Consider the following 21,308-nt stretch of genomic DNA (forward strand, 5'->3'; position numbering starts at 1 on the left):
GCCTCGCTGCCCGTCACCGACGGCGCCGGCTCCCCGGTCAAGGTCACCCCCATGGGCGGCGCCGGCCAAGGCGGCATGGACGACTGACACGCGTACGCACCGTCACTCCGCCGACGCTGGAAGGGTCCCCGGACGATGACGCCGCAGCGATGAAGAAGCCCCGCCACTCGTGGGCCGAGTGCCGAGGCGCCAGGCGAACGGGTCGATGGCGGCGTGCGGACCTGAGCCGGGCCGAACCGAACCGAACTCGACGGAAACGGGCCTGGGCGCTCCTACACGGCAGGAGAGCGGACGTCCGTCTGTCGGCGGCAACCGTCCACGTCCTCGGCCTTCCGCATCGCTGTCGGTCCGCCTTGCGGCCGTCCCTGTCCGGGCGTGGCAGTGACGCGGCCTCGGGGTTCACAGACCCAAGCTCGTGACAAAGGTCGAGAACGTAGGTGCTACGACCCGCCATCGGCACTCACCAGGGTTCGTCCAAAAGTCACTGCCGACAACGCGAGGGTCCGAAGGGTCGGTGCGGTAGTCGAGCGCCAGGCCAACGTCATCACCCAGGCGGCGATTGACGGCGATCAGCACTGCCTGTTCGATGTCGAGCCACGGTAGTTCGAGCGGAGTCGTGACCCTGCTTCCGCGTGCCTCGCGAAAGTAGGTGCCGTGCCGATCGTCGGCGAACACGTCCATCGATCGGGACTCGAACTCCATCTGCTCCGGGTTCGACAGGAGGACAAGCGGGTCCTCGAACCACGGGATGACCTTCGCCAGGACGGCATCACCCGGGTCAAGCCAGAGGCCGCGGTCGATGAGGGACGTCAGCGGGGCGGGGAGGGCATGCCCACGGACCGTCAAAGGCGCCATGGCGCACAGCTTCGCACGGGCTGGACGACTCGGAACGGTTCGCCGTTCGGTCGGGATCGTTCGGGGCGGGCAGGGCCGGGGGCGGGCAAGCGTAGTGGAACTCGCCGAAATGCCGATCATCTGACCACGCCGGAGGCAACGGCACGGCATGATCGAGTCCGGGTTTCCGACCCGCCCGCGTCGTTCGCTGGATGCCCAGAGCGCCCGAGGAGATCTTCTTGTCTGCGTCTGATCGAGAACTGGTCAAGGAACGCGCGGTGTTGCTGCGCACGTTCGACGAGTTCGACGCCGAGTTGGCCGCGGTCGAGGCGCGTGTGGTCGATGGTGGTTCACCTGCCGCGGCGGTGGCCCGTACCGCGGATGCCGCGCGTATTCGGGACGCGTGGCGCGCCGCACCCGATCCGACCGACCTCCTCCTGGATCCCTCGCCCGTGGGCTGGTTCACCGCTCAACTCGCCCAAGCCCGCGTGTGTCTGCCCGCGGGACCCGAAGAAGGCTTCGGCCCCGACGCCTCGGGCCGCTACCCGGCGCCGTGCCTGTTCGACCCGCATCACGGGCCGGCGAACGTCAGTGCGTTGTGGCAACCGTCGCCGGGACTGCTGCCCCGACCGGTCCTGTGCTGTGCCGAGGACGCCGCGCTCCTCACCGAGGGCAAGGCTCCGCGTACCCGGCTGTTCCCGACGTCGAAGGGCCCTCGGCCGCTCTGGGAATGCGACGGTGACATCCACGTGTGGTGGCTGCTGGGACACTTCACCTTGGCGGGTTGGGACCGGCTCGCGGCTGTGCTCGCCCACACCGCCCCGATCTTTTCGCTGAATCGCGTGATGACCCACCAGGGCGCCGGTATGAAATGAGCCTGCACGCCGGGAAACAGCCTTGAGTCTCCAGTGACTGGAGACAGCAGAGTTGGGGGCATGGACGCTGCGACCCTCTATTCGATCGGGGAGCTTTCCCGGCGGACCGGCTTGTCCGTGAGGACCATCCGGTTCTACTCGGATTCAGGGATCGTCGCGCCGACCACCCGAAGTCCCGCCGGTTATCGGCTCTACGACCTCGACGCATTGCTTCGCCTGGAGTTCGTCCGCACGCTGCGCGAACTGGGCATGGACCTGGCCACGATCCAACGGGTACTGGACCGCGAGCTCTCGGTGCCGGAAGTCGCCGCGGCGCACGCCGACGCCGTGGACGTCCAGATCCGGGTGCTGCAACTGCGTCGGAGCGTGCTACGAGTCGTGGCCCAACGCGGGTCCGATCCCGAGGAGACCCAGCTCATGCACAGGCTCACGCAGTTGTCCGGCGAGGAACGCCGGCGGTTGTTCGACGATTTCATCGTCGGCACCTTCGGTACGGGGGATACCGACCCGGCCGCGGTGGCCATGGTTCGCGCCGCCACGCCCAACCTCCCCGACGATCCGTCCAGTGCGCAGGTCGCCGCGTGGGTGGAGCTCGCCGGGCTGGTCGGCGACGAGTGCTTCCGGGCTCGGATGCGCCGGACGGCCGTGTTCCAGGCCGCCGGGCGCCCGCTCGACATCGAGAGCGCGGCCGGCGAGGAGTTGATGCGGTTCGCCCGTCACACGGTGACCGAGGCCATGGAGTCGGGCATCGACCCGCTCGGCAGCAAGGGCGCAGCCGTCGTCGACGACCTGGTGCACCGCTTCGCCGAGGCCTTCACGCGCCGCCCCGACCCGGATTTCCGGGACTGGATGGCCCGACAGTTCGAGGAGGCACACGACCCCCGAGTGGACCGATACTGGCGCCTGGTGTGGATCGTCAACGGCTGGGAGGTGGTACCGAGCCTGGTCCCGGTGTACTCCTGGCTCGTCCGGGCCCTGCGAAACGACCGCGACGGATAGCAATGCGGTGCAGGCCGAGGTCAGCCCGAGGCCACGGCCGGCCCTCGCACGGACACGGCCGCCAACAGGCCGTCATCGGTGAACCGGGCGGCCACGGTGGTCCCGTCGGGGTGGTCGGCGTGCAGCGATCCGTCCGACACCGCCTCACGGACGGTGAACCCGTGCCGCGCGAGATACCCCGTCGCGGTCCGGCGCGGATCGTACGGAAACAACCGCACCGCGGCATCGAACATCCGCGACACCACCCGCCGGTCGAACCCGGCCTCCGGCACGTCCGCGTCGTCGACGAGGACGAACGCCCACGCACCGTCGTCGAGTGGCACACCCGCGAAGCCGCGCGTGCGCAACGCGCCGAGGGCTACCGTGGCCAACCGCTCCGCGGCTGCCAACGGATCCGGAAACCCGTCGAGTTCGAGCCGCGGCTCGGCGAATTCGTAGATCCGGTTCCGCTCCCCGAACGCCCGCAGCCACGTCGCCGATGCGAGGCGAGGTACCCCCGGCGAATGTGTGCGCTCGTTCGCCCACGCCCACAGCCAACTGCCGTCGTAGCCCAGCGAACCCAGCGGCGACTGGTGCACGGTGACCTCGCCGATCCGAAGCAGGCTCGTGTCGTAGTTCAGCGTCCAGGCACCGCCCGCCGGCTGGTAGCGCGCATACGCGGCCTGTTGCTCGAGAGCCGCCGCCGCGTAATACGCGCCCGCGTCCTCGAACGTGCGACTGAAAACGTCGTTCGGCTTCAGCGGCATCGGCACGAAACGCACCACCTCTCGACTCACCGGAACGAAGGGACGAAGGACGAAGGGACACAGGGAAGGCCGAAATCGCGTACCGACTCAGGCCCTCGGCGAGCTTGCCTCGCGGGCGTAGTCGGTAGGAGTCCGGCCGTAGTGTGCCTTGAACGCCCGGATGAAGTGGCTACTGTCCGAGAACTGCCAACGGGCGGCCAGTTCCGAGACGCTCGGCCGGCCGGACCGGGCGGTGAGGGCGAGTCGCGCCTCTTCCAGCCGCCGGAGGCGGATGTAGGCGGTCACTGATTCTCCTCCTGCGGCGAACGCGCGCTGCAGGGTGCGTACGGAGACGTTGAGTTCGCTCGCGAGCGTCCTGGACGAGAGCGAGGGGTCGGCGAGCCGGCTGTCCGCCAGGTCCTTCGCCGCCTGGGCGAGCGCGGGGGCCAGCAGGGGTTCCCGGTCGTCGAACCGGTGCCTCGCCACCGCCTTGGCCAGTTCGATCAGAGCGCTGTGGGCGGCGTGCAGACCGGCCGGACCGAGGTCGGTCACGGTGGCGTGGATCATGTTCGTGTGCGCTACGAGCAGCCGCACCTCTGCCGAGTCCGTCGATCCGGTGAGGATCCGGTTCCCGAGCAACGGTTCGAGCATGGCGGTGGGCAGGACGACGACCTTCGCCGTCGTGTGCGGGGCCGTCTCGAAGTGCACCGGCCGCCCGACGTGCCGGACGAGGAACTGCCCGGCGGATATCGTGCGTTCGCCACCGTGGTCGGGGCCGGGGCCGCCGCCGAGAGTCCACGCCCCGCGCCGCACCAACCAGATCCGTACGCGGTCCTCGTCGTCGCCGGGGTCGGCGGTCCGCAGCGCCGATGCGCCGTGGAGATCGGTGATCGCCACGTCGCCTACCTTCGCGGCGCGGCCCTTGACCCGGAAGTCGCCCGTCGTGTCCGGGCTGAAGGTCGGCAGTGGGAAGCCGTCACCGACCTGTGTCTCCCAGTCGTGCACGAAGTTGGTGAACCCGCGCGGCAAGGGGGTGATGGTGTCCAGGGAGAACGCCCCTCGCGAGTCGTCGGCTCCTGCTCCGGCACTGTCCATGACCCGTCGATCCGCCTCTCCTTCGACGTACCGAGGCTACCTCGTGGCGCCGATGTTCCATGGACGGGTCGCCGAGGTTCAATCGCGGGCCGAACCGCCGTCCATAGAGTGCAGTGGCAGGCAGGAGTCGGCAGGACACCGAGCCCGGGCCGCACGGCGCGGGTGCTCACGGCATGCCCCGAGTGATCGCAGTACGCCCGGCAAGCGGCCGGGCCCGGTTGCCCCGCCGAGTCCGGTCGACGCCTCCTCGGCGCCGCCCGCACCCCATCCGCAACCTTTTGCAGGGAGTACCCATGGTCCAGGACCAGCGTCCCGGAAATCGCGTCAACCACGCGTCCGGGACCATCGAGATCGCCGGAAAGACCGTTCACCGGCTCGGCTTCGGGGCCATGCGAGTGGTCGGCCCCGACCTCTGGGGCGAGCCGGTCGACCGGGCCGGCTCCGTCCGGCTCGTACGGCGCGCGGTCGAACTGGGCGTCGACTTCATCGACACCGCCGCCGTCTACGGACCACACGTCAGCGAGGTGATCATCCGTGAGGCGCTGCATCCGTATCCGGAGCATGTGCTGATCACGACCAAGGGCGGTCAGACGCAGTCCGGACCGGGCGTCTACGCCACCCTTGGGCGCCCGGAGTTCTTGCGGCAGGAATGCGTGTTGAGCCTGCGCCGTCTGGGCGTCGATCACATCGACCTCTACCAGCTGCACCAGGTCGACCCCAAGGTGCCGTTCGAGGACCAGATCGGCGAGTTGGTGCAGCTGAAGGAAGAGGGAAAGATCGGCGCGATCGGGCTCAACGAGGTGACCGTCGACCAGATCGTCGCTGCCCGGCGGATCACCGAGATCGCCTCCGTCGAGAATCAGTACAGCATCACGGAACGCAAGCACGAGGACGTGCTCGACTACTGCACACGCGAGGGCCTGCCGTTCGTCTCCTGGTTTCCGCTCGACATGGGCCCCTTGGCCCAGCCGGACAGCCCCCTCCGCGACCTCGCCGCACGGATCGACGCCACGCCGGCCCAGGTCGCGCTCGCGTGGTTGCTGGCCCGGGCCGAGAACATGGTGCCGATCCCGGGTACATCCTCGACGGCGCACCTTGAGGAGAACATCGCGGCGGCGACGGTGCGGTTGAGCCCGGCGCAGCTCAAGGAGCTGAATACGGCGGTCGGTTGACCGACTCGTCGGCGGCCCTGGGCTGTTCTCGACGGGGTCGCCGAGCGGCCGAGTCGACCTCGTGGCGGGCGTGAGCGGGCAACTCGTGGGCGATCCGCCGCGTCGCCGCCACGCCGTACGTGCCCGGCATCGGCGGCCCGATCACCGGAGCCGCTCCGCCCGCAAGCCCGGTCACCGGGGTACCTCCACTCGTACGGTCGTGCCGTGCCCCGGCGCGGAGAGCACCTCGACGACGCCGCCGACCTGCGCGAGCCGTGCCCGCATCCCGGGAAGGCCGTATCCCCCCTTCCCCTCGCCCGGATCGACGCTCGGGTCGAAGCCTCGCCCGTCGTCCGCGACGGTCAGCCACGCGGCGTCCGGACGGTAGGTCAGCTCCACCTCCACCGACCGGGCCCCGGCGTGCTTGCGGATGTTGGCCAGCGATTCCTGGAGCGCCCGGACCAACACCACCTGCACGGTCGAGGACAACTCGTGCTCGGTCCCGCGAATACGGAAGTCGGCGGCCACCTCCAACTCCTCCCCCAGGTCGGCGACCGTACGACCGAGTACGTGGGCGAGCGGCTCGGCCGGGCCGCCTCCCGCCGCCGGGCCCTGCGCGGCGACCAGCGCCCGTGCCTCGGCCAGGTTGTCGCGGGCCACCCGCTCGGCCAGTTCCAGCCGCTTGCGGGTCGCGGCGTCGTCGGGGTCCACGGTGATTCCGGCCGCCTGAAGAAGCATCAGAATGCTGGTGAAGCCCTGCGCGAGGGTGTCGTGGATCTCGCGGGCCATCCGTTCGCGCTCCACCCGTACGCCCGCCTCGTGGTGGGTCACCGCCAGTTCGGCCCGCGTGCTCTCCAACTCGTGGACCAGCCGACTGCGCTCTTCCAGCCGATCGGCGAGCCAGGTGATCATCCGGGTCATCAGGTAACTGAAGCTCAGCACGATGATCGTCTCGACCAGCAGGCCGACGACCTTTCCGCGCTCCCAGTCCGCCTGCCGGGCCTGGAGCACGCCGTTCACGCCCACGAGGTAGCCGCCCGCGAGCATCGCCAAAAGCATCGGCTCGATGAACGTGAAGGTCAGCGGCATCAGCACGTACATCAGCACCAGGCCGCCCGGGTCGACCACGCTCAGTGCGGTCATCCCCACGTAGGCCACCGCCAGGTGCATCCATCCGCGCGAATCCCAGGCCGTCGGATCCACGTCCATGGGCAGCAACAGCCAAAAGGACACGGGCATCACGACGAGCGCGACGTAGCACCACATCGGCCTGCCGTCGTTGGCGAGCTGAACGGCGGTGAACGCGCCGAGAACGACGTAGACCCAGCGATAGACCCACAGCAGCTTCCACGCGAACTCCGCCTGCTCGTGTTCCAGGGCGGGTGCGAACCGCTCGATCGTCGGTCGTTCTCGGTCCACCCGAATGTCCTTGTCCACAGCACCAAGGCGACCACACCCCATGGGCCCGGGACCAGCGCCACCCGACCGAGCTTCCAGGCGCCGGCCGGTTCGACCGCCGCGAATGACTCCGGCAGGGACACCGCGCGCAGGTTCGGCCTCGTCGAGGCTCTGCGCGGTGAGCGGGATCGTCGTACCGGCGTCGCGCGGCCCGGCGACCATCGGCACGATCCGCACCGTGGCCGGCCGTCGACTCCATGCCACCGAGTGCGAGGGCGACGTCCTTTGGTGGTGACCCCGCACGCCCCGCCGGTTGGCGCAACCGATCCGGTGGGACCATGGGAGGGCCGGGGATACGTGCTCACGAAAGGATTCCGCATGACTGCGCAGTCTGAGGTGACAGTCGATCAACAGGCTTCCGGCGAGCGGGACACCGGGCTCTTCGATCCCACCATCGCCGCCCCGCCGGTCGTGGACGTGGCCCGGTTCGGCTTCGAGGGACCGCTCGCGGAGACCGCGACCCGGTGGGCCGAGGACGCGGTCTACTGGGAGTACACGAAGGCCGCCAACCCGATCGGCTCCGGCTACATCACCCCGGTGCCGGTGGAACGGTTCCCGGCCGCGCTGCACACCGGCGGCGACACCCGCGTGGTCCCGCTCGACCTGGCCGAGCCGATGCGGATCACGGGCGGACCCGCGACCAGCCCGGCGCTGTTGGCCAACTTCGTCCGGATCAACGCGGGCGATCGGCTCGCGGTGCGGCCCAACGCGACGTCGCAGTTGTACTACGTGATGTACGGGCGTGGCATGTCGCTCGTCGGCGGCCAGGCCGTCGAGTGGGAGAAGGGCGACTTCCTGGTCCTGCCGGACCTGGGCGAGATCGTCCACCACGCCGCGCAGGACACGGTCATGTACTGGGTGCACGACGAGCCGTTGCTGCGCTACCTGGGCGTCACACCCAACGAGGCGCGATTTCGGCCAACCAAGTTCGCCCGGCACCGCGCGGTCGAGGAACTGACCAGGATCGCCGAGGCGCCGGGTGCCAACGCCAAGAACCGGGTCAGCGTCCTGCTCAACACGATCGACCAGGACCAGACGCTGACCGTCACGCACACCCTGTGGGCGATGTTCGGCCTGCTGCCGGTCGACCAGATCCAACGGCCGCACCGCCACCAGTCGGTCGCCCTCGACCTGATCCTGGACTGCGAACCGGGCTGCTTCACGCTCTTGGGCGACCGTCTCGACGACCACGGCGACATCGTCGACCCGCAGCGCGTGGAGTGGGAACCGGGCGGCGCGTTCATCACCCCGCCGGGGAAGTGGCACGCCCACCACAACGAGTCGGGCAGCCCGGCCCACCTGATCCCGATTCAGGACGCGGGCCTGCAGACCTACCTCCGCAGCCTGGACATCCGCTTCAGCGACCGCCGCTGACCCGGTGTGCGCGCCGACACGCGCCTGACGCCCCGTCATCCACCGCGCTGCGGCGGGTGGCGGGGCTTTCCGCGTCCCGCGCCCGCGGCCAAGTCAGGAACCCGAACCGAGCCCGACCCGTCCCCCGCCTTGGCCGTCATCGGTCGGTTGCCGATCCGGTTGCCCAGCGTGGCGCCGAGGGCGTTGAACACCAGCGACAGCCCGAGGCGGCCGGTTCCGGCTACTCGGCGATCAGCCGTGCGTAGCGGCCCTTGTGGAACATCAGCGGTGACGCGTCCCGCGGCAGGTCCAGCGCGGTGACCGCGCCGATCACGATCACGTGGTCGCCACCGGGCAGTTCGTGGGCGAGGTCGCATTCGATCCAGGCGAGCGCGCCGGCCAGCCGCGGGGCGCCGTTCGCGGCGGGCGCCCAGTCGACGCCGGCGAACTTGTCACCGCCGCTGCGGCCCATCGCGCGGCACACGTCCTGCTGGTCCTCGGCGAGTATGTTCACCACGAACCGCCCGGCCGTCCGCACCTTCGGGTAGGTCGTGGAGGTGAGTGCCGGGGAGATCGAGATGTACGCGGGCTCCAGCGACAGGGACGTGAACGACTGGCAGGCCATGCCCACCGGGGCGTCGTCGTGGATCGCCGTGACAACCGTGACGCCGGTGGCGAAGTGGCCCATGACCTGACGCATCCGCGCCTGATCGATCGCGGCCGACGGCGTCGTTGCGCTGGACATGGCTGCCCCCATGGGTCCGGAACTCGATATGACTATTAGTCGTATATCTGTTTGGCCCTGCCATTGAACGGTGGATCTGACGAAGCGTCAATAACCTGACGGCCGCCTTTGCTCCGTGATCACCGCCACTCGACGCACCCATTCGAGCCATTCGGGAACTTACATATGCCTGCTGCACGTCCGGACCAGTAGCAGTAGCGTCGTCCGCGACGTCATACATCCTTCTGGAAGGACACACCCATGGCCGTGAGCCTGAGCAAGGGCGGAAACGTCTCCCTCACCAAGGAGGCCCCTGGCCTGACCGCCGTCGTCGTCGGCCTCGGTTGGGACCTGCGCACGACCACGGGCGAGGACTTCGACCTCGACGCGAGCGCGATCGTCGTGAACGCGGGCGGCAAGGTCTACTCCGACCAGCACTTCGTGTTCTTCAACAACATGAAGACCCCCGACGGCACCGTCGAGCACACCGGCGACAACCGCACCGGCGAGGGCGAGGGTGACGACGAGCAGATCAAGGTCAACCTCGCGCAGCTCCCCGCCGACGTCGACAAGGTCGTCTTCCCGGTCTCGGTCTACGACGCCGACAACCGCAAGCAGTCCTTCGGCCAGGTCCGCAACGCGTTCATCCGCGTGCTCAACGCGGCCGACAACGTCGAGCTCGCGCGCTACGACCTTTCGGAGGACGCGTCCACCGAGACCGCGATGCTCTTCGGCGAGCTGTACCGCGCCGGCACCGACTGGAAGTTCCGCGCGCTGGGCCAGGGCTACGCGTCCGGCCTCGCGGGCATCGCGAAGGACTTCGGCGTCAGCGTCTGACCCGAGCCGCGCCCGCAGGACTCGCAGCACCCGCAGGACCCGCGACACCGGTAGGACGCGCAGGACATGTGACACCCGTAGGACACGACGGCCCGATCTCGGCGGAGATCGGGTCGTCGTGCGTTCGGCTGCCGAGGTCCCGCCCCCGGGGCCGACCTCGGGTCAGTCGTCCCCGTTCCAGTCGTAGCCGACGTAGTTCTCCGCGAGCGTGGTCATCGCGGCCTCCGAGTCGGCGACGTACGCCAGGTGCGCGAGTCGGCAACGACGGTCGAACTCGGGCGCGCTCGGGTCCACGTGCAACAGCGTCGTCATCCAGTACGAGAAGTGCTCGGCCCGCCACACCCGCCGCAGGCACGTGTCGCTGTAGGCGTCGAGCCCGGCCCTCGACCCCCGGCCGAACCACTCGACGCACGCGTCCGCGAGCACCCGCACGTCGGCCATCGCCAGGTTGAGCCCCTTGGCTCCCGTGGGCGGGACTACGTGCGCCGCGTCGCCCGCCAGAAACAGCCGGCCGAAGCTCATCGGCTCGGCCACGAAGCTGCGCATCGGGGTGATGCTCTTGTCCGTGATCGGGCCCTCGTCGAGCCGCCATCCCGGCACCGCGAAGCGCTCGTGCAACTCCGCCCAGATCCTCACGTCCGGCCAGTCCTCGACCTTCGCGTCCGGCTCCACCTGGAGGTACAACCGGCTGACCGACGCCGAACGCATGCTGTGCAGCGCGAAGCCGCGGTCGCTGTACGCATAGATCAGATCGTCGGTGGACGGCGCGACGTCGGCCAGGATGCCGAGCCACGCGAACGGATACACCCGCTCGAAGGTCTTGAGCACGTGCGCCGGAAGGGCGGGGCGCGCGACGCCGTGGAAGCCGTCACAGCCCGCGATCACGTCGCATTCCAGGGTCTGTTCGACGCCGTCACGCACGAACCGGATCCGCGGCGCGTCCGAGTCGATGCCCTCGATCGCGGTGACGGGTGTGTCGAAGTACAGCCGCGCGCCCTCGTCGACCCGCTTGGCGATCAGATCCTTGACGATCTCGGTCTGCCCGTAGACGGTGACCGACTTGCCGCCGGTCCGGCTCGGGAAGTCGATGTGCCGGTCGCGGCCGGCGAAGCGCAGGTGGATCCCGTGGTGGAGCAGACCCTCGCGGTCCAGGCGATCGGCGGCGCCGGCCGCGCGCAGCGCGTCGACCGTGGACTGCTCCAACATGCCCGCGCGCCGGCGCTGTTCGCAGTACTCGCGACCGCGCGCCTCCAGGACCACCGAGTCGATCCCCTGGTTGTGCAGCAGTTGGGACAGGAGCAGGCCCGCCGGGCCCGCGCCGATGATTCCGACCTGTGTCCGCATCAGCCCGCTCCTCACCCATCGCGGTCCACCGCGACACCCGCGATGCGTCGTCGCACCGTTCGTTGCAGGTTCGCCCATTCCGGGCAGCGCGAAGGGGCCTGCCTTCCGGTGACCGGAAACCCTTTGTCCCGGCGGCGTTTGGCCTTCCGGGTCCGGGCAAGTCATGAGTCTGGCAAGCACGAGCGGATGCTCCGGATTCACGGAGTACGTCCGCTGTTCCACCGAAAGGCACGATCCGAGACCCGACGCATATGGGAGTCCCCGTGAACCCGACAGCGACCGTCATCCTGGTCGTGGTGATCATCGTCGCCCTCGCCGCTGCGGCCTTCTTCGCGGGCCGGCTCCTGATGCGGCGGAAGCACCTGCAGACCCGTTTCGGCCCGGAGTACGACCGGGCGATCGAACAGTACGGCGACCGCCGCGAGGCCGAACGCAACCTGGTCGAGCGCGAGCGTCGGCACAGCGAGCTGCAGCTCAAGCCGCTGGACCCGGCCGCCCGCGAGAAGTACTCCGCCGAGTGGACCGACGTCCAGGAGCGGTTCGTCGACGCTCCCGACGGCGCGGTCCAGGAGGCCGACGAGTTGATCACCCGCCTGATGCGTGAGCGTGGTTACCCGACCGGCGCCCACGACAAGCGGATGGAAATGCTGTCCGTCGAGCACGGCCACACGCTCGACCACTACCGCAAGGCGCACGACATCGCGCGTCGCAGCGAGTCCGGCGACGCCGGTACCGAGGACCTGCGCCAGGCGATGATCCACCACCGCGCGCTGTTCGACGAGCTGCTCGGCCGTACCTACCGGCCGCGCGCCGACGTCGGCCCGACCACGCGACAGGCCGCGGACCCGACCTCGCCCGGCGCGACCGGCGCGGTGCACGACGGCCGGACCGACCAGTGGATCGCGGGGCCCGGCGAGACGGCCACGCCGCACGTGGACACCTCCAAGCCCGAGGCCCGCTGACCCGCACACGAACGCGAGCACGACAGGCACCCGCCGACGCACGCAGACGCGTGGTCAAGCACGCCAAGCACGCCAAGCACGCCAAGCAGTAAGCGCAGAGGAACAGCGCCACCGCCAGTCGTACCGGACGAGAGGACCCATACCGATGCGCAAGCAGAACTCCCCGACAGGGCCGGGCGCTTCCGGTCCCAGCCGGGACGACGTGCCCTTCGTCGAACGCGACGACCGCGACCGCGCCGCACGCCAGGCGCGCGTCACCGACGGCCCGAGGCCCGACATCGACAGCCCGCCGGCCGCGCCCAAGGCACCGCCGGCCGCGCACGGCCTTCCGCACCAGCAGCACGACGAAGCGGAGCCGTACGGCACCACGGTGCACGCCGTCCCGAACAAGGACAGGGACGCGCCGCCCCCGCCGCCGAGCACGCCGCCGCGCCCGACCCGGGACGTCGGCGGGCGCAGCCCGGCCTCGGCGGACACCCCCACCAAGGTCTCTCCGCGACACAACGGCGACGCCGACGGCGCCCCCGACGCCGAGGCGCACATGTTCGACCGCGCCGCCGCCGAGGACCTCAACCATCGGTTCCGGGAGGCGCTCGCGGGATTCGTGGACAGCCCCTCCGACGCGGTTGCGGACGCCGACGAGATCGCCGCCCAGGTCACCAAGCTCGTGACGGACTCGATCCGAACCCGGCGCAACGAGTTGGAGCAGGTCAAGAGCACGGCGGGCGGCGACACCGAGCAACTGCGGCTCGCGCTGCACAAGTACCGGACGTTCCTACAGAGCATGTTGAAGCTCTGACCGGGTTCGAACACTCGGAACACGGCGGCGGGGTCGTCACCCACGTGGGTGACGACCCCGCCGCCGTGCGCTCACTCTCCCCCGCCGATGTCCCCGCTCCCCGACCAGTGCTGGGCCACGTCTCTCGACAGCGCCCGCGCCGCCGTGGTCACGGTCGGCACCAACCGCCGTAGATCCGCCGTCCGCCGGCCCGTCACCAGGGACAACGCGGCGACCACCGTCCCGTGTGTGTCGCGTACCGGCGCGGCCACCGAGTGCGCGCCCGCCGTCATCTCCGCCGACGTGGTGGCCACCCCCGTGCGCCGCACCTCGACCAGACACTCGCGCAGGCGGACCGGGTCGGTGATGGTGCGGGCGGTGTGCTTCGCGAGGCCCTCGGCCAACACCCGTTCGCGCAGCGCCTCGGGCGCGAACGCGAGCAGCACCTTGCCCACCCCCGTGGCGTGCAACGGCAGTTCGGTCCCCACCCGGGTCACCACCGGCACCGAGCGCGGTCCGCGCAGGCGTTCCAGGTACAGCGCCTTGCCCTCGCGCAGCACGGCCAGCTGCACGTTCTCGTGGGTGGCCTCGTACAGGTCCTCCATGTGTGGCAACGCGAGGTCGCGCAGGTCGGTCGCCGCGTGCGCCTGGGCGCCGATGTGCCACAGCTTGACCCCGACCCGATACGTGCCGTCGTCGAGCCGCTCCAGGAGCCCGCCGCCGACCAGTTCGGCGACCAGCCGGTGGCCGGTGGCGAGCGCGAGATCGGCGCGCCGGCACACCTCGGTCAGGGTGAGCCGGCCGTCACCCGCCGCGAACGCGCCCAGGATGGCCATCACCTTGCCCGTGACCGTGCTGGGCGTCATGGCCGAACCTCCGGGAGCGGGACGTGTGGACTGGCGGTCGGCGCAAGCCCGGGCTTCCGGTCGGCGCAAGCCCGGGCTCCCGGTCGGCGCAAGCCCGGGCTTCCGGTCAGCGGAAGCCTCGTGGAGTTTACGTCGCGCCCGGCGGTGCCTTCCGGCAACACGGTTCGGCGATGCGTTCCGACGGCGCGTCGCGGCGCACCGACTACTCGCCCATCTCCACCCGGACCCGCTGGGCGACGGCGAAGGCGCTGTTGGCGGCCGGTACTCCGCAGTAGATCGCGCTCTGCAACAGCACCTCCTTGACCTCGTCCCACGTGAGCCCGTTGTTCCGCGCCGCCCGCACGTGCAGCGCGAGTTCGTCCATGTGGTTGTGGGCGATCAGCGCGGTCAACGTGATGCAGCTGCGCGTCCTGCGGTCCAGGCCCGGCCGGGTCCAGATCTCGCCCCACGCGTAACGGGTGATCAGTTCCTGGAAATCGCCGGTCAGTTCGGTGGTTCCGGTGATCGCGCGGTCCACCTGCGCGTCGCCCAGCACCTCACGGCGCACGCGCATGCCGTCGTCGTGGCTCACGCGTGACCCACCAGGTGCTTGAGCATCGCGTCGGTCACCGTGTCGGCCTGCTGGATGTTGGCCAGGTGCGCGGCGTCGGCGACCTCGACGAGCATCGCGTCGGGGATGCCCGCGGCCAGCTCGCGCGCGTGCTCCACAGGGGTGGACGGGTCCTGCTCCGCGCCGATCACAAGCGTGGGCGCGGTGACCCGGCCGAGTTCGGCGCGCAGGTCGTAGTGGGCGAGCGCGTCGCAACAGCCCGCGTAGCCCTCGGCCGGGCATGCGTAGAGCATGTCCAGAATGCGCTGTACGGCGGCGGGCTCGCGGGTGATGTACTCCGGCGTGAACCAGCGCCGGATGACCGTGTCGGCCACCTCTCGCATGCCCTTGGCCCGCACCGTCGCGGCCCGGTCGAGCCAGCCCTGCGGCTCGCCGAAGTGGGCCGACGAGCAGCACAGGATCAGGCCGGTGAGCCGTTCGGGGTGATGCACGCCCATCCACAGGCCGATCGCACCGCCGAGCGAGACGCCGGCGTACGCGAACCGTTTGATGCCGTACGAGTCGGCCAGCGTCAGCACGTCGCCGACCAGGTCGCCGACCGACGAGGTCCCGAGCACGGGGTGCGACCTGCCGTGTCCGCGCAGGTCGAAGCGCAGCACGCGCAGATGCTGCGACAGGGCCGGGATCTGCGCGTCCCACATGCCCAGCTCGGTGCCGAGCGAGGGGCCCAGGATCAGTACCGGGGCGTCGGCGGGGCCGTCGAATCGGTGATTGAGCGTGGCGATCGTCATTGGTCCTTCTCTTGGAACACGGTGCGATGGTGCGCGAGCGCCCGGTCGATCAGGGCCGGGGTCGAGCCGATGTAGGCGGCGGGGTCGAATGCCGCCTCGTCCAACTCCCCAAGCACATCACGAAGGTGACGACCGGTCAGCGCCGAGGTCCGGGATGCCTCGGTGAGCACTCGCGCGGCCTCGGCCCGGCCGAGCCGCGCCGCCAACTCGACGGACAGTCGCTCCGACACGATCCGTCCGCCGGTCAGGTCCAGATTGGCGCGCATGCGGTCCGGAAAGACCTCCAGGCCCTCGGCCAACTCGGCGGCCGTGCACGCCGACCCGCCCGCGAGCCGCAGGCACGCGCGCACCGGCTGCCACTCGGCGTGCCACGCGCCCGCCGGGCGTTCGTGCTCGGCGCCGGCCATCGAGGCGGCCGTGATCGAGGCGTACGCGGGAATCTGGCGCGCGGCCGAGACGATCAGCACCGAGAGCACGGGGTTGCGTTTGTGCGGCATCGCGGACGAACCGCCGCGGCCCTCGCCGACGGGTTCGGCGACCTCGCCGACCTCGGTCTGGGTGAGCAGCGCGACGTCGCCGGCGAACTTGCCCAGTGCGCCGCCGGCGTGCGCGAGCGCGCTCGTGAGGTCGACGATCGGGGTGCGCAGGGTGTGCCATGGCAGGACCGGCTCGGCGAGCGCGAGCTCCTCGGCGAACGGCGCGAGCAGCGCGACGGCGTCCGCACCGAGCGCGGCCAGGGTGCCTGCCGCCCCGCCGAGCTGCGCGGGCAGCGCCGTCCGGACGGCGTGTACGCGCGTGTACGCGTCGGTGACGCCCACGCACCACCCGGCGGCCTTGAGCCCGAACGTGGTCGGTACCGCGTGTTGGGTGAGGGTGCGACCCGCCATGACGGTGCGCCGGTGTCGGTCCGCGAGGTCGGCCAGGGCCGCCGCGGTGCGGGCGAGGTCGGGCAGCGCCAGGTCGAGCGCGCGGGCGGCCACGAGCATCGCGGCGCTGTCCACGATGTCCTGGCTGGTGGCGCCGCGGTGCACGTACTCGGCCGCGGCCGGATCGATCGCCCGCACCGCGGCCGTGAGATCGCGCACCAGCGGCACGACCGGATTGCCGGCGCCCCGGGCGCGGCGGGCCAGTTCGACGAGGTCGATCCGGTCGTACGCGGCGCGCGTGCCGGCCTCGATCGCCACGGCCGCGGTCGCGGGGATCAGGCCGATCCGAGCCTGGGCGCGGGCGAGCGCGGCCTCGGTGTCGAGCAGGGCGCGAAGGTGCGCTGCGTCGCTCGTGGCCGCCTCGACGGCGGTGCCGGCGCGTACCGGTTCGAGCAGACCCGAGTCCGCCGCCTCGGCCGGCGACGCGGCGTCGAACCGCTCCGCGTCGAATCCATCGAACGGTGAGGGGTCAGACAGCAAAGAAAACGGTCTCCTTTTCGCCCTGGATGTGCACATCGAAGCGGTAGGAACCCGATTCCTCCGGCACCGCGATCAGCGTCTCATGCCGAGCCGCCGGGACCACCGAGAACACCGGATCCCCGACGCGCGCGGGGGCGGGGGTGGGGGCGGGGTCTGCGCCCTCGGGGCCGCCCGGATCCTCGGGGCGGCCGGTGTCCTCGGGAAAATACATGCGCGTGACGACCCGACGCAGCATGCCGCGTGCGAACACCGAAACCGCGATGTACGGCAGCGCGTCCGCGTCCACGGCACCCGGCTTGACGGTGTCGAACGCGTAGCGCCCCAGGCGGTCCACGGCGCACCGGCCCCAACCGGTGAAGGTCGCCCCGTCCCGGGCGAACGAGCCCTGGGCCTGCGGTATCCGGCCTGCCGCGTCGGCCTGCCAGAACTCCACGATCGCGTCCGGGACCGGTACGCCCTCGCCGTCGTACACGGTGCCGTGCACCCGGATCGCGCCCGGCGTGTGGGCGGGGACCAGGTCCGGGCCGCCGGCGAAGGGCAGCGCGTGGCCGAAGAACGGTCCGACCGTCTGGGACGGGGTGAGCCCGCCGTCCGGGTTGGGCGCCGCGCCGTCGGCGCCGATCGGCCACGTGTTCATCGATCCTCCGTCGGGGTCGCGCTCGCACCGCCGAGGACGATGTCCCACCGGTAGCCGAGGGCCCATTCGCTCTCCGTGGTGTCGATGTCGAACGCGGCGATCATCCGGCGCCGGGCGGATGCCTCGCGCACCGCGTTGAAGATCGGGTCGTACGCGAACAACGGGTCGCCCGGGAAGTACATCTGGGTCACCAGCCGTTGGGTGAACGCGGTACCGAAGAGCGAGAAGTGGATGTGCGCGGGACGCCACGCGTTGTGGTGGTTGCGCCACGGGTAGGCGCCGGGCTTGACCGTGACGAACCGGTAGCGGCCCCGGTCGTCGGTCAGGCAGCGGCCCGCGCCGGTGAAGTTGGGGTCCAGCGGCGCGGCGTGCCGGTCGCCCTTGTGCGGGTAGCGGCCCGCCGCGTTCGCCTGCCACACCTCCACGAGTTGGTTGCGCAGCGGCCGGCCCGCCTCGTCGAGTACCCGGCCGCCGACCACGATCCGCTCGCCGAGCGGGTGCCCGGCGTGCTGCCGGGTCAGGTCGGCGTCGAGCGGGTGCACGTCGGTGGGCCCGAACACGGGCCCGTACAACTCGGTGGTGCCGCTCGGTGGGATCACCAACTCGTGCCTGGGACTGCGGAGTTCGGTGCTCTTGTAGGCCGGCCAGGCGAACTCGGGCAGGCGCGGGCGCGGGGCTTCGCGCGGCGCTGCCGGCTGCGGCGGTCGTGTGGTCATCCGATCGTTCCTCACTTTTCCAACGTGACGGCGAGGCGCTGACCGACCCCGGTGTCCACGCGCCCGGGCACGCGAGTGACTGCGCGGCGACCGCCTCGTTGAACTCGACCCGTCGAGGTCGGCCCGTTGCTTCTCCCCTACGGCAACGACCGCGGCGAGCGACCGGGCACCGACCTCGGCGACGCGGAGGCCGACGGCCCCCACGATTCCCGGTTCCACGGTGGCGCGTTCGTGCCCTTCGGACGCCGTCGGGATTCCGCTGAGCGGAAGTCGTCCCGGTGCCGATCGTGGCGTCCGGCGCGGGGGCAATTTTTTACCTCAAGGCACCCGAGCGCCCGGCGCTTCCTCGTTACCCTCTGAACCCATCGATGCACGGGGCGCGCACCCGGCGCGTGCCGGGGTTCCACGGGGAGAAGCACATGGCCATGCGCAAGAAGACGATGCAAAAGCAGATAGCGGAGGCCGTGGCGCAGGCCAATCCCAGCGACCAGCCGATCGTGACGATGTACGCGGTCACCGGCTCGAACCCGATGTTCATGGCATTCCTGGGCGTCATCTGGACGCTGATGATCACCCAGTACTTCTTCACGGTGACCCAGCAGGCCGTGGTGATCCATCGGGCGAGCAAGCTGACCACCCGCCCCAAGGAGGTCGTGCACGTCCTGGCCCACGCGCAGGCCGCGAGTCTGATCTCCGACGTGCGGTTGAAGAGTCCGTGGAGCAGCTTCCGGATCCTGTTCCCGGGCGAGCGGGAGACGACCCGGCTGAACGTGCCCCGGGTTTGGCGCGCCGAGTTGGAGTACGCGCTCAACTTCATGGCAGGCGCAGGCGCCCAGCAGCATCACTGACCGGCGGCCGGCACCCGTCCATATCGGTCACCGGCGGACGGCACCCGACACCGGCTACCCGTCCGCGTCACCGACGGGCGGACGACGCCCGGCCCGACCGCGGACACCGGTTGCGGGGTGCCTTCGTACATCGTCGTCGAACGGGCGGCCCCTTGCGAAGGCGCCCTACGGGCGGACCCGGACCACGTACTTGCCGCTGCCGCGCCCCTCGGCCAGCAGGTCGTGCGCCTCCGGCACGTCGGCGAGCGCGGGCAACTCGGTGACGGGGAAGGACAGTTCGCCGGCGGCCAGCAGTTCGAGGGTGCGTCGTACGGCCGACGCGACCCGGTGCGGGGCGCCGGCGACCAGACCTCGGTGGCTGAACCCGGTCACCGTGATGTTGCCGCCGATCAGGCGCCCGGCGGGCGGCAGCGGATCGAGCGCGCCGCCGGACGCGTTGCCGAACAGCACGATGCGCGCGCCGGTCGCCACGACGTCGAGGTCCAGGGCCAGCGCGCTCGTGCCGAGCGGGTCCAGTACGACGTCGACGCCGCGCCCGTCGTTGGCCGAGCGAATCGCGTCGGCGCTCACGTGGTCGCGCAGGATCGCCACGTCGTAGCCGGCCTTCTCGGCCGCGGCCACCTTGTCGGCGCGGCCCACGGTCCCGATCAGTCGGCCGCCGCCGAGCAGTGGGACGAGCTGGGCCAGCGCGCTGCCGATCCCGCCGCTCGCGGAGTGCACCAGGACGCTGTCGCCGGGCGTGAACCGGCCCACCTCCGCGATCAGCAGCATCGCCGTGGCCAGGCCGAGCGGCACCGCCGCCGCGGTGCGCAGGGACACCTCGGCCGGCACCGGCACGGTCAGCCCGGCCCGGGCGGTGGCGATCTCGGCGAGACCGCCGCCCGCCGGCACGGCCGCGACCCGGTCGCCGACCGACAGGCCCACCACGTCGGCGCCGATCTCGCGCACGGTGCCGGCGACCTCCAGGCCGGGGTGATACGGCCAGCTCGGCGCGTAGCCGGGGTCGCCGCGACGGGCCATGACGTCCATGAAGTTCAACCCGGCGTAGGCCACGTCGATGGTGATCTCACCCGGTCCCGGGTGTGGTGTCTCGACGTCGTGGACCTGCGACCTCGCCGAATCCCCCGGCTCGATCATCACCAAAGCACGCATCTCGGACTCCCCCTGAATTGTACGATGTTCGACGTACGACGAAAGTAATAGCATGCGCGCGCGACGCCCCGCCCGCGCGCCCCCCGCCCCGGACGGCCCGACTCGGCGGCGCCGACGGCCGTCGAGCGTGGCCGACGTGGTCCGAAAGCACACCGAACGCCGAGCACCGAAGAGAGCCACCGAATGCCCCGCCCCCACCGACACCGCCCAGCCCTCGTCCACGTGTCGACCGCCGACATCGACGTGTTCGACGTGCTGCACGCGCTGTCCGATCCGACCCGGATGACGATCACCCGCACCCTGCGGGCCGATCCCGAGCGGGCATGCGGCACGTTCCCGGTCGACGTGGCCGCCTCCACGCTCAGCCACCACTTCCGGGTGCTGCGCGAGGCCGGGATCATCCACCAGCGCGAGGACGGCAATCGTCGGCTGACCACGTTGCGCGAGGCCGACCTACAGGCGCGGTTTCCCGGTCTGCTCGACGCGATCCTGGCGGCGTACGACGGCCGAACGGGCGCGCGGACCGAGAACTGACGCCGACTATCCCCGAGCGGGCAGCGGCAGCGGGACGGCCGGGAGACCGTCGATGCTCTCCTGGTTGTAGGGCTTGTTGTTCGTGTACTCGACGAACTCCTCGTCGGTCTTGCGCCCCATGAACGTCTCGTGCAGCGTGCGCTCCTCGCGGTAGTCCATGAACGGGACGGCGTAGCCGCACGTGTCGCTGATCAGCTTCGCGCGCACGACCACCACCGCGCGCAGGCCCGGCGCGTCCGCGTCGCCGAACCGGGCGACCAGGTCGTCGAAGCGCGGGTCGTCCCGGAAGACCGGCTCGCCGACCCCGTGCACCCGCACGATCTTGGGCGGGCCCTCGAACGCGCACCACATCAGTGTGATCCGGCCGTTCTCCCGCAGGTGCGCGACGGTTTCCGCGTGGCTCCCGCCGAAGTCCAGGTAGGCCACGGTCTGCTCGTCGAACACGGCGAGCGTGCCGGCGCGCCCCTTGGGCGACACGTTGACGTGCCCGTCACCGGCGAGCGGCGCGCTGGCCACGAAGAAGACCGGCTGGGCTTCGATGAAGGCCCGCAGGCGATCGTCCAAACGTTCGTATGTTTTTCCCATACGACGCATTGTCCAAGGCGAGCCGACCCGGCCCCATCGAATTACCCGCGCGTCTCGATCGGCGGACCGATCCCCCGCCGGCCGGGCC

Annotated in this window: 21 protein-coding genes and 1 pseudogene; 9 read left to right on the top strand and 13 right to left on the bottom strand. The window is 70.7% G+C overall.

Going from position 1 to position 21,308, the window contains the following annotated elements; all coding sequences use genetic code 11:
• Positions 1-399: 399 nt before the first annotated feature.
• Entirely contained in the window at positions 400-855 is a 456-nt protein-coding gene (locus tag GT354_RS53190) for a hypothetical protein (RefSeq protein WP_202513214.1), read from the bottom strand.
• 218 nt (positions 856-1,073) lie between these two features.
• Here GT354_RS53190 and GT354_RS51115 point away from each other — a divergent pair, with 218 nt between their 5' ends.
• Both GT354_RS51115 and GT354_RS51120 read left to right on the top strand, forming a co-directional pair.
• Entirely contained in the window at positions 1,074-1,709 is a 636-nt protein-coding gene (locus GT354_RS51115; RefSeq protein WP_161365191.1) for a hypothetical protein, read from the top strand.
• Positions 1,710-1,769: 60 nt separating this feature from the next.
• Complete coding sequence (locus GT354_RS51120) at positions 1,770-2,708, top strand: MerR family transcriptional regulator (RefSeq protein WP_161365193.1); 939 nt, start codon at positions 1,770-1,772, stop codon at positions 2,706-2,708.
• Between the two features lie 20 nt (positions 2,709-2,728).
• Here the strand turns inward: GT354_RS51120 and GT354_RS51125 are convergent, their stop codons facing one another.
• Positions 2,729-3,454 (bottom strand): DUF6882 domain-containing protein, encoded by a 726-nt coding sequence (locus tag GT354_RS51125; protein WP_346012543.1) that lies wholly within the window; start codon positions 3,452-3,454, stop codon positions 2,729-2,731.
• An 87-nt stretch (positions 3,455-3,541) separates the two neighbouring features.
• Positions 3,542-4,528 (bottom strand): helix-turn-helix domain-containing protein, encoded by a 987-nt coding sequence (locus GT354_RS51130; RefSeq protein WP_161365196.1) that lies wholly within the window; start codon positions 4,526-4,528, stop codon positions 3,542-3,544.
• A gap of 293 nt (positions 4,529-4,821) precedes the next feature.
• On the opposite strand from GT354_RS51130, the gene GT354_RS51135 reads away from it, so the two are divergent.
• Positions 4,822-5,700 (top strand): aldo/keto reductase, encoded by an 879-nt coding sequence (locus tag GT354_RS51135; RefSeq protein ID WP_161365197.1) that lies wholly within the window; start codon positions 4,822-4,824, stop codon positions 5,698-5,700.
• Between the two features lie 171 nt (positions 5,701-5,871).
• On the opposite strand, the gene GT354_RS56995 is transcribed toward GT354_RS51135, so the two are convergent.
• On the bottom strand, positions 5,872-7,098 hold the full coding sequence (locus GT354_RS56995) for a sensor histidine kinase (RefSeq protein ID WP_161365199.1): 1,227 nt from the start codon (positions 7,096-7,098) through the stop codon (positions 5,872-5,874).
• Between the two features lie 357 nt (positions 7,099-7,455).
• Here GT354_RS56995 and GT354_RS51145 point away from each other — a divergent pair, with 357 nt between their 5' ends.
• A complete protein-coding gene (locus GT354_RS51145; protein ID WP_202513215.1) occupies positions 7,456-8,511 on the top strand; it encodes a cupin domain-containing protein in 1,056 nt (351 codons plus the stop codon).
• Positions 8,512-8,731: 220 nt separating this feature from the next.
• Here GT354_RS51145 and GT354_RS51150 read toward each other — a convergent pair whose 3' ends face one another.
• A complete protein-coding gene (locus GT354_RS51150) occupies positions 8,732-9,235 on the bottom strand; it encodes a flavin reductase family protein (RefSeq protein ID WP_237536263.1) in 504 nt (167 codons plus the stop codon).
• A gap of 240 nt (positions 9,236-9,475) precedes the next feature.
• Between GT354_RS51150 and GT354_RS51155 the strand changes: the two genes are divergently transcribed.
• A complete protein-coding gene (locus GT354_RS51155; RefSeq protein WP_161365200.1) occupies positions 9,476-10,051 on the top strand; it encodes a TerD family protein in 576 nt (191 codons plus the stop codon).
• Between the two features lie 162 nt (positions 10,052-10,213).
• On the opposite strand, the gene GT354_RS51160 is transcribed toward GT354_RS51155, so the two are convergent.
• Positions 10,214-11,395, bottom strand: a complete 1,182-nt coding sequence (locus GT354_RS51160) for a 4-hydroxybenzoate 3-monooxygenase (RefSeq protein ID WP_161365202.1) — start codon at positions 11,393-11,395, stop codon at positions 10,214-10,216.
• 263 nt (positions 11,396-11,658) lie between these two features.
• Between GT354_RS51160 and GT354_RS51165 the strand changes: the two genes are divergently transcribed.
• Both GT354_RS51165 and GT354_RS51170 read left to right on the top strand, forming a co-directional pair.
• Entirely contained in the window at positions 11,659-12,357 is a 699-nt protein-coding gene (locus tag GT354_RS51165; protein ID WP_161365203.1) for a hypothetical protein, read from the top strand.
• Between the two features lie 145 nt (positions 12,358-12,502).
• Positions 12,503-13,156: a hypothetical protein gene (locus tag GT354_RS51170; RefSeq protein ID WP_161365204.1), complete on the top strand. Its 654-nt coding sequence runs from the start codon at positions 12,503-12,505 to the stop codon at positions 13,154-13,156.
• 71 nt (positions 13,157-13,227) lie between these two features.
• Here the strand turns inward: GT354_RS51170 and GT354_RS51175 are convergent, their stop codons facing one another.
• The 5 genes and pseudogenes from GT354_RS51175 to pcaH all read right to left on the bottom strand — a co-directional run bounded on the left by GT354_RS51175 (position 13,228) and on the right by pcaH (position 18,101).
• The gene (locus tag GT354_RS51175) at positions 13,228-14,001 is read right to left on the bottom strand and encodes an IclR family transcriptional regulator (RefSeq protein WP_161365205.1); all 774 of its coding nucleotides are present in this window, start codon (positions 13,999-14,001) and stop codon (positions 13,228-13,230) included.
• 202 nt (positions 14,002-14,203) lie between these two features.
• Positions 14,204-15,342 (bottom strand): annotated as a pseudogene (pcaD, locus tag GT354_RS51185) (3-oxoadipate enol-lactonase).
• Positions 15,339-16,664, bottom strand: coding sequence for a 3-carboxy-cis,cis-muconate cycloisomerase (gene pcaB / locus GT354_RS51190; RefSeq protein WP_237536266.1), 1,326 nt, complete (start codon positions 16,662-16,664; stop codon positions 15,339-15,341). Before pcaB ends, pcaD begins: the two are co-directional and overlap by 4 nt.
• Before the next feature lie 73 nt (positions 16,665-16,737).
• Positions 16,738-17,385, bottom strand: coding sequence for a protocatechuate 3,4-dioxygenase subunit alpha (gene pcaG / locus GT354_RS51195; protein WP_161365209.1), 648 nt, complete (start codon positions 17,383-17,385; stop codon positions 16,738-16,740).
• The gene (pcaH, locus tag GT354_RS51200; RefSeq protein ID WP_161365211.1) at positions 17,382-18,101 is read right to left on the bottom strand and encodes a protocatechuate 3,4-dioxygenase subunit beta; all 720 of its coding nucleotides are present in this window, start codon (positions 18,099-18,101) and stop codon (positions 17,382-17,384) included. Before pcaH ends, pcaG begins: the two co-directional genes overlap by 4 nt.
• Positions 18,102-18,520: 419 nt before the next feature.
• On the opposite strand from pcaH, the gene GT354_RS51205 reads away from it, so the two are divergent.
• Positions 18,521-18,949: a hypothetical protein gene (locus GT354_RS51205; protein ID WP_161365213.1), complete on the top strand. Its 429-nt coding sequence runs from the start codon at positions 18,521-18,523 to the stop codon at positions 18,947-18,949.
• A 165-nt stretch (positions 18,950-19,114) separates the two neighbouring features.
• Here the strand turns inward: GT354_RS51205 and GT354_RS51210 are convergent, their stop codons facing one another.
• Positions 19,115-20,101, bottom strand: a complete 987-nt coding sequence (locus tag GT354_RS51210) for a zinc-binding dehydrogenase (protein WP_161365215.1) — start codon at positions 20,099-20,101, stop codon at positions 19,115-19,117.
• 183 nt (positions 20,102-20,284) lie between these two features.
• Between GT354_RS51210 and GT354_RS51215 the strand changes: the two genes are divergently transcribed.
• Positions 20,285-20,635, top strand: coding sequence for a helix-turn-helix transcriptional regulator (locus GT354_RS51215; protein ID WP_161365217.1), 351 nt, complete (start codon positions 20,285-20,287; stop codon positions 20,633-20,635).
• Positions 20,636-20,641: 6 nt separating this feature from the next.
• Here GT354_RS51215 and GT354_RS51220 read toward each other — a convergent pair whose 3' ends face one another.
• Positions 20,642-21,220 (bottom strand): pyridoxamine 5'-phosphate oxidase family protein, encoded by a 579-nt coding sequence (locus GT354_RS51220; protein ID WP_161365219.1) that lies wholly within the window; start codon positions 21,218-21,220, stop codon positions 20,642-20,644.
• Positions 21,221-21,308 lie beyond the last annotated feature (88 nt).

Origin of the sequence: Streptomyces sp. SID3343 (genome assembly GCF_009865215.1) — a bacterium.
GTDB lineage: Bacteria > Actinomycetota > Actinomycetes > Streptomycetales > Streptomycetaceae > Embleya.

Bases quoted from the DNA above. Each gene is read 5' to 3' on its own strand.
- pcaG (WP_161365209.1), bottom strand. From the start codon at position 17,385: ATGAACACGTGGCCGATCGGCGCCGACGGCGCGGCGCCCAACCCGGAC.
- GT354_RS51175 (WP_161365205.1), bottom strand. From the start codon at position 14,001: ATGACGCCCAGCACGGTCACGGGCAAGGTGATGGCCATCCTGGGCGCG.
- GT354_RS51160 (WP_161365202.1), bottom strand. From the start codon at position 11,395: ATGCGGACACAGGTCGGAATCATCGGCGCGGGCCCGGCGGGCCTGCTC.
- GT354_RS51150 (WP_237536263.1), bottom strand. From the start codon at position 9,235: ATGTCCAGCGCAACGACGCCGTCGGCCGCGATCGATCAGGCGCGGATG.
- pcaH (WP_161365211.1), bottom strand. From the start codon at position 18,101: ATGACCACACGACCGCCGCAGCCGGCAGCGCCGCGCGAAGCCCCGCGC.
- GT354_RS51215 (WP_161365217.1), top strand. From the start codon at position 20,285: ATGCCCCGCCCCCACCGACACCGCCCAGCCCTCGTCCACGTGTCGACC.
- GT354_RS51145 (WP_202513215.1), top strand. From the start codon at position 7,456: ATGACTGCGCAGTCTGAGGTGACAGTCGATCAACAGGCTTCCGGCGAG.
- GT354_RS51135 (WP_161365197.1), top strand. From the start codon at position 4,822: ATGGTCCAGGACCAGCGTCCCGGAAATCGCGTCAACCACGCGTCCGGG.
- GT354_RS51170 (WP_161365204.1), top strand. From the start codon at position 12,503: ATGCGCAAGCAGAACTCCCCGACAGGGCCGGGCGCTTCCGGTCCCAGC.
- GT354_RS51125 (WP_346012543.1), bottom strand. From the start codon at position 3,454: ATGCCGCTGAAGCCGAACGACGTTTTCAGTCGCACGTTCGAGGACGCG.
- GT354_RS51220 (WP_161365219.1), bottom strand. From the start codon at position 21,220: ATGGGAAAAACATACGAACGTTTGGACGATCGCCTGCGGGCCTTCATC.
- GT354_RS51130 (WP_161365196.1), bottom strand. From the start codon at position 4,528: ATGGACAGTGCCGGAGCAGGAGCCGACGACTCGCGAGGGGCGTTCTCC.
- GT354_RS51210 (WP_161365215.1), bottom strand. From the start codon at position 20,101: ATGCGTGCTTTGGTGATGATCGAGCCGGGGGATTCGGCGAGGTCGCAG.
- GT354_RS53190 (WP_202513214.1), bottom strand. From the start codon at position 855: ATGGCGCCTTTGACGGTCCGTGGGCATGCCCTCCCCGCCCCGCTGACG.
- GT354_RS51155 (WP_161365200.1), top strand. From the start codon at position 9,476: ATGGCCGTGAGCCTGAGCAAGGGCGGAAACGTCTCCCTCACCAAGGAG.
- GT354_RS51205 (WP_161365213.1), top strand. From the start codon at position 18,521: ATGGCCATGCGCAAGAAGACGATGCAAAAGCAGATAGCGGAGGCCGTG.
- GT354_RS51120 (WP_161365193.1), top strand. From the start codon at position 1,770: ATGGACGCTGCGACCCTCTATTCGATCGGGGAGCTTTCCCGGCGGACC.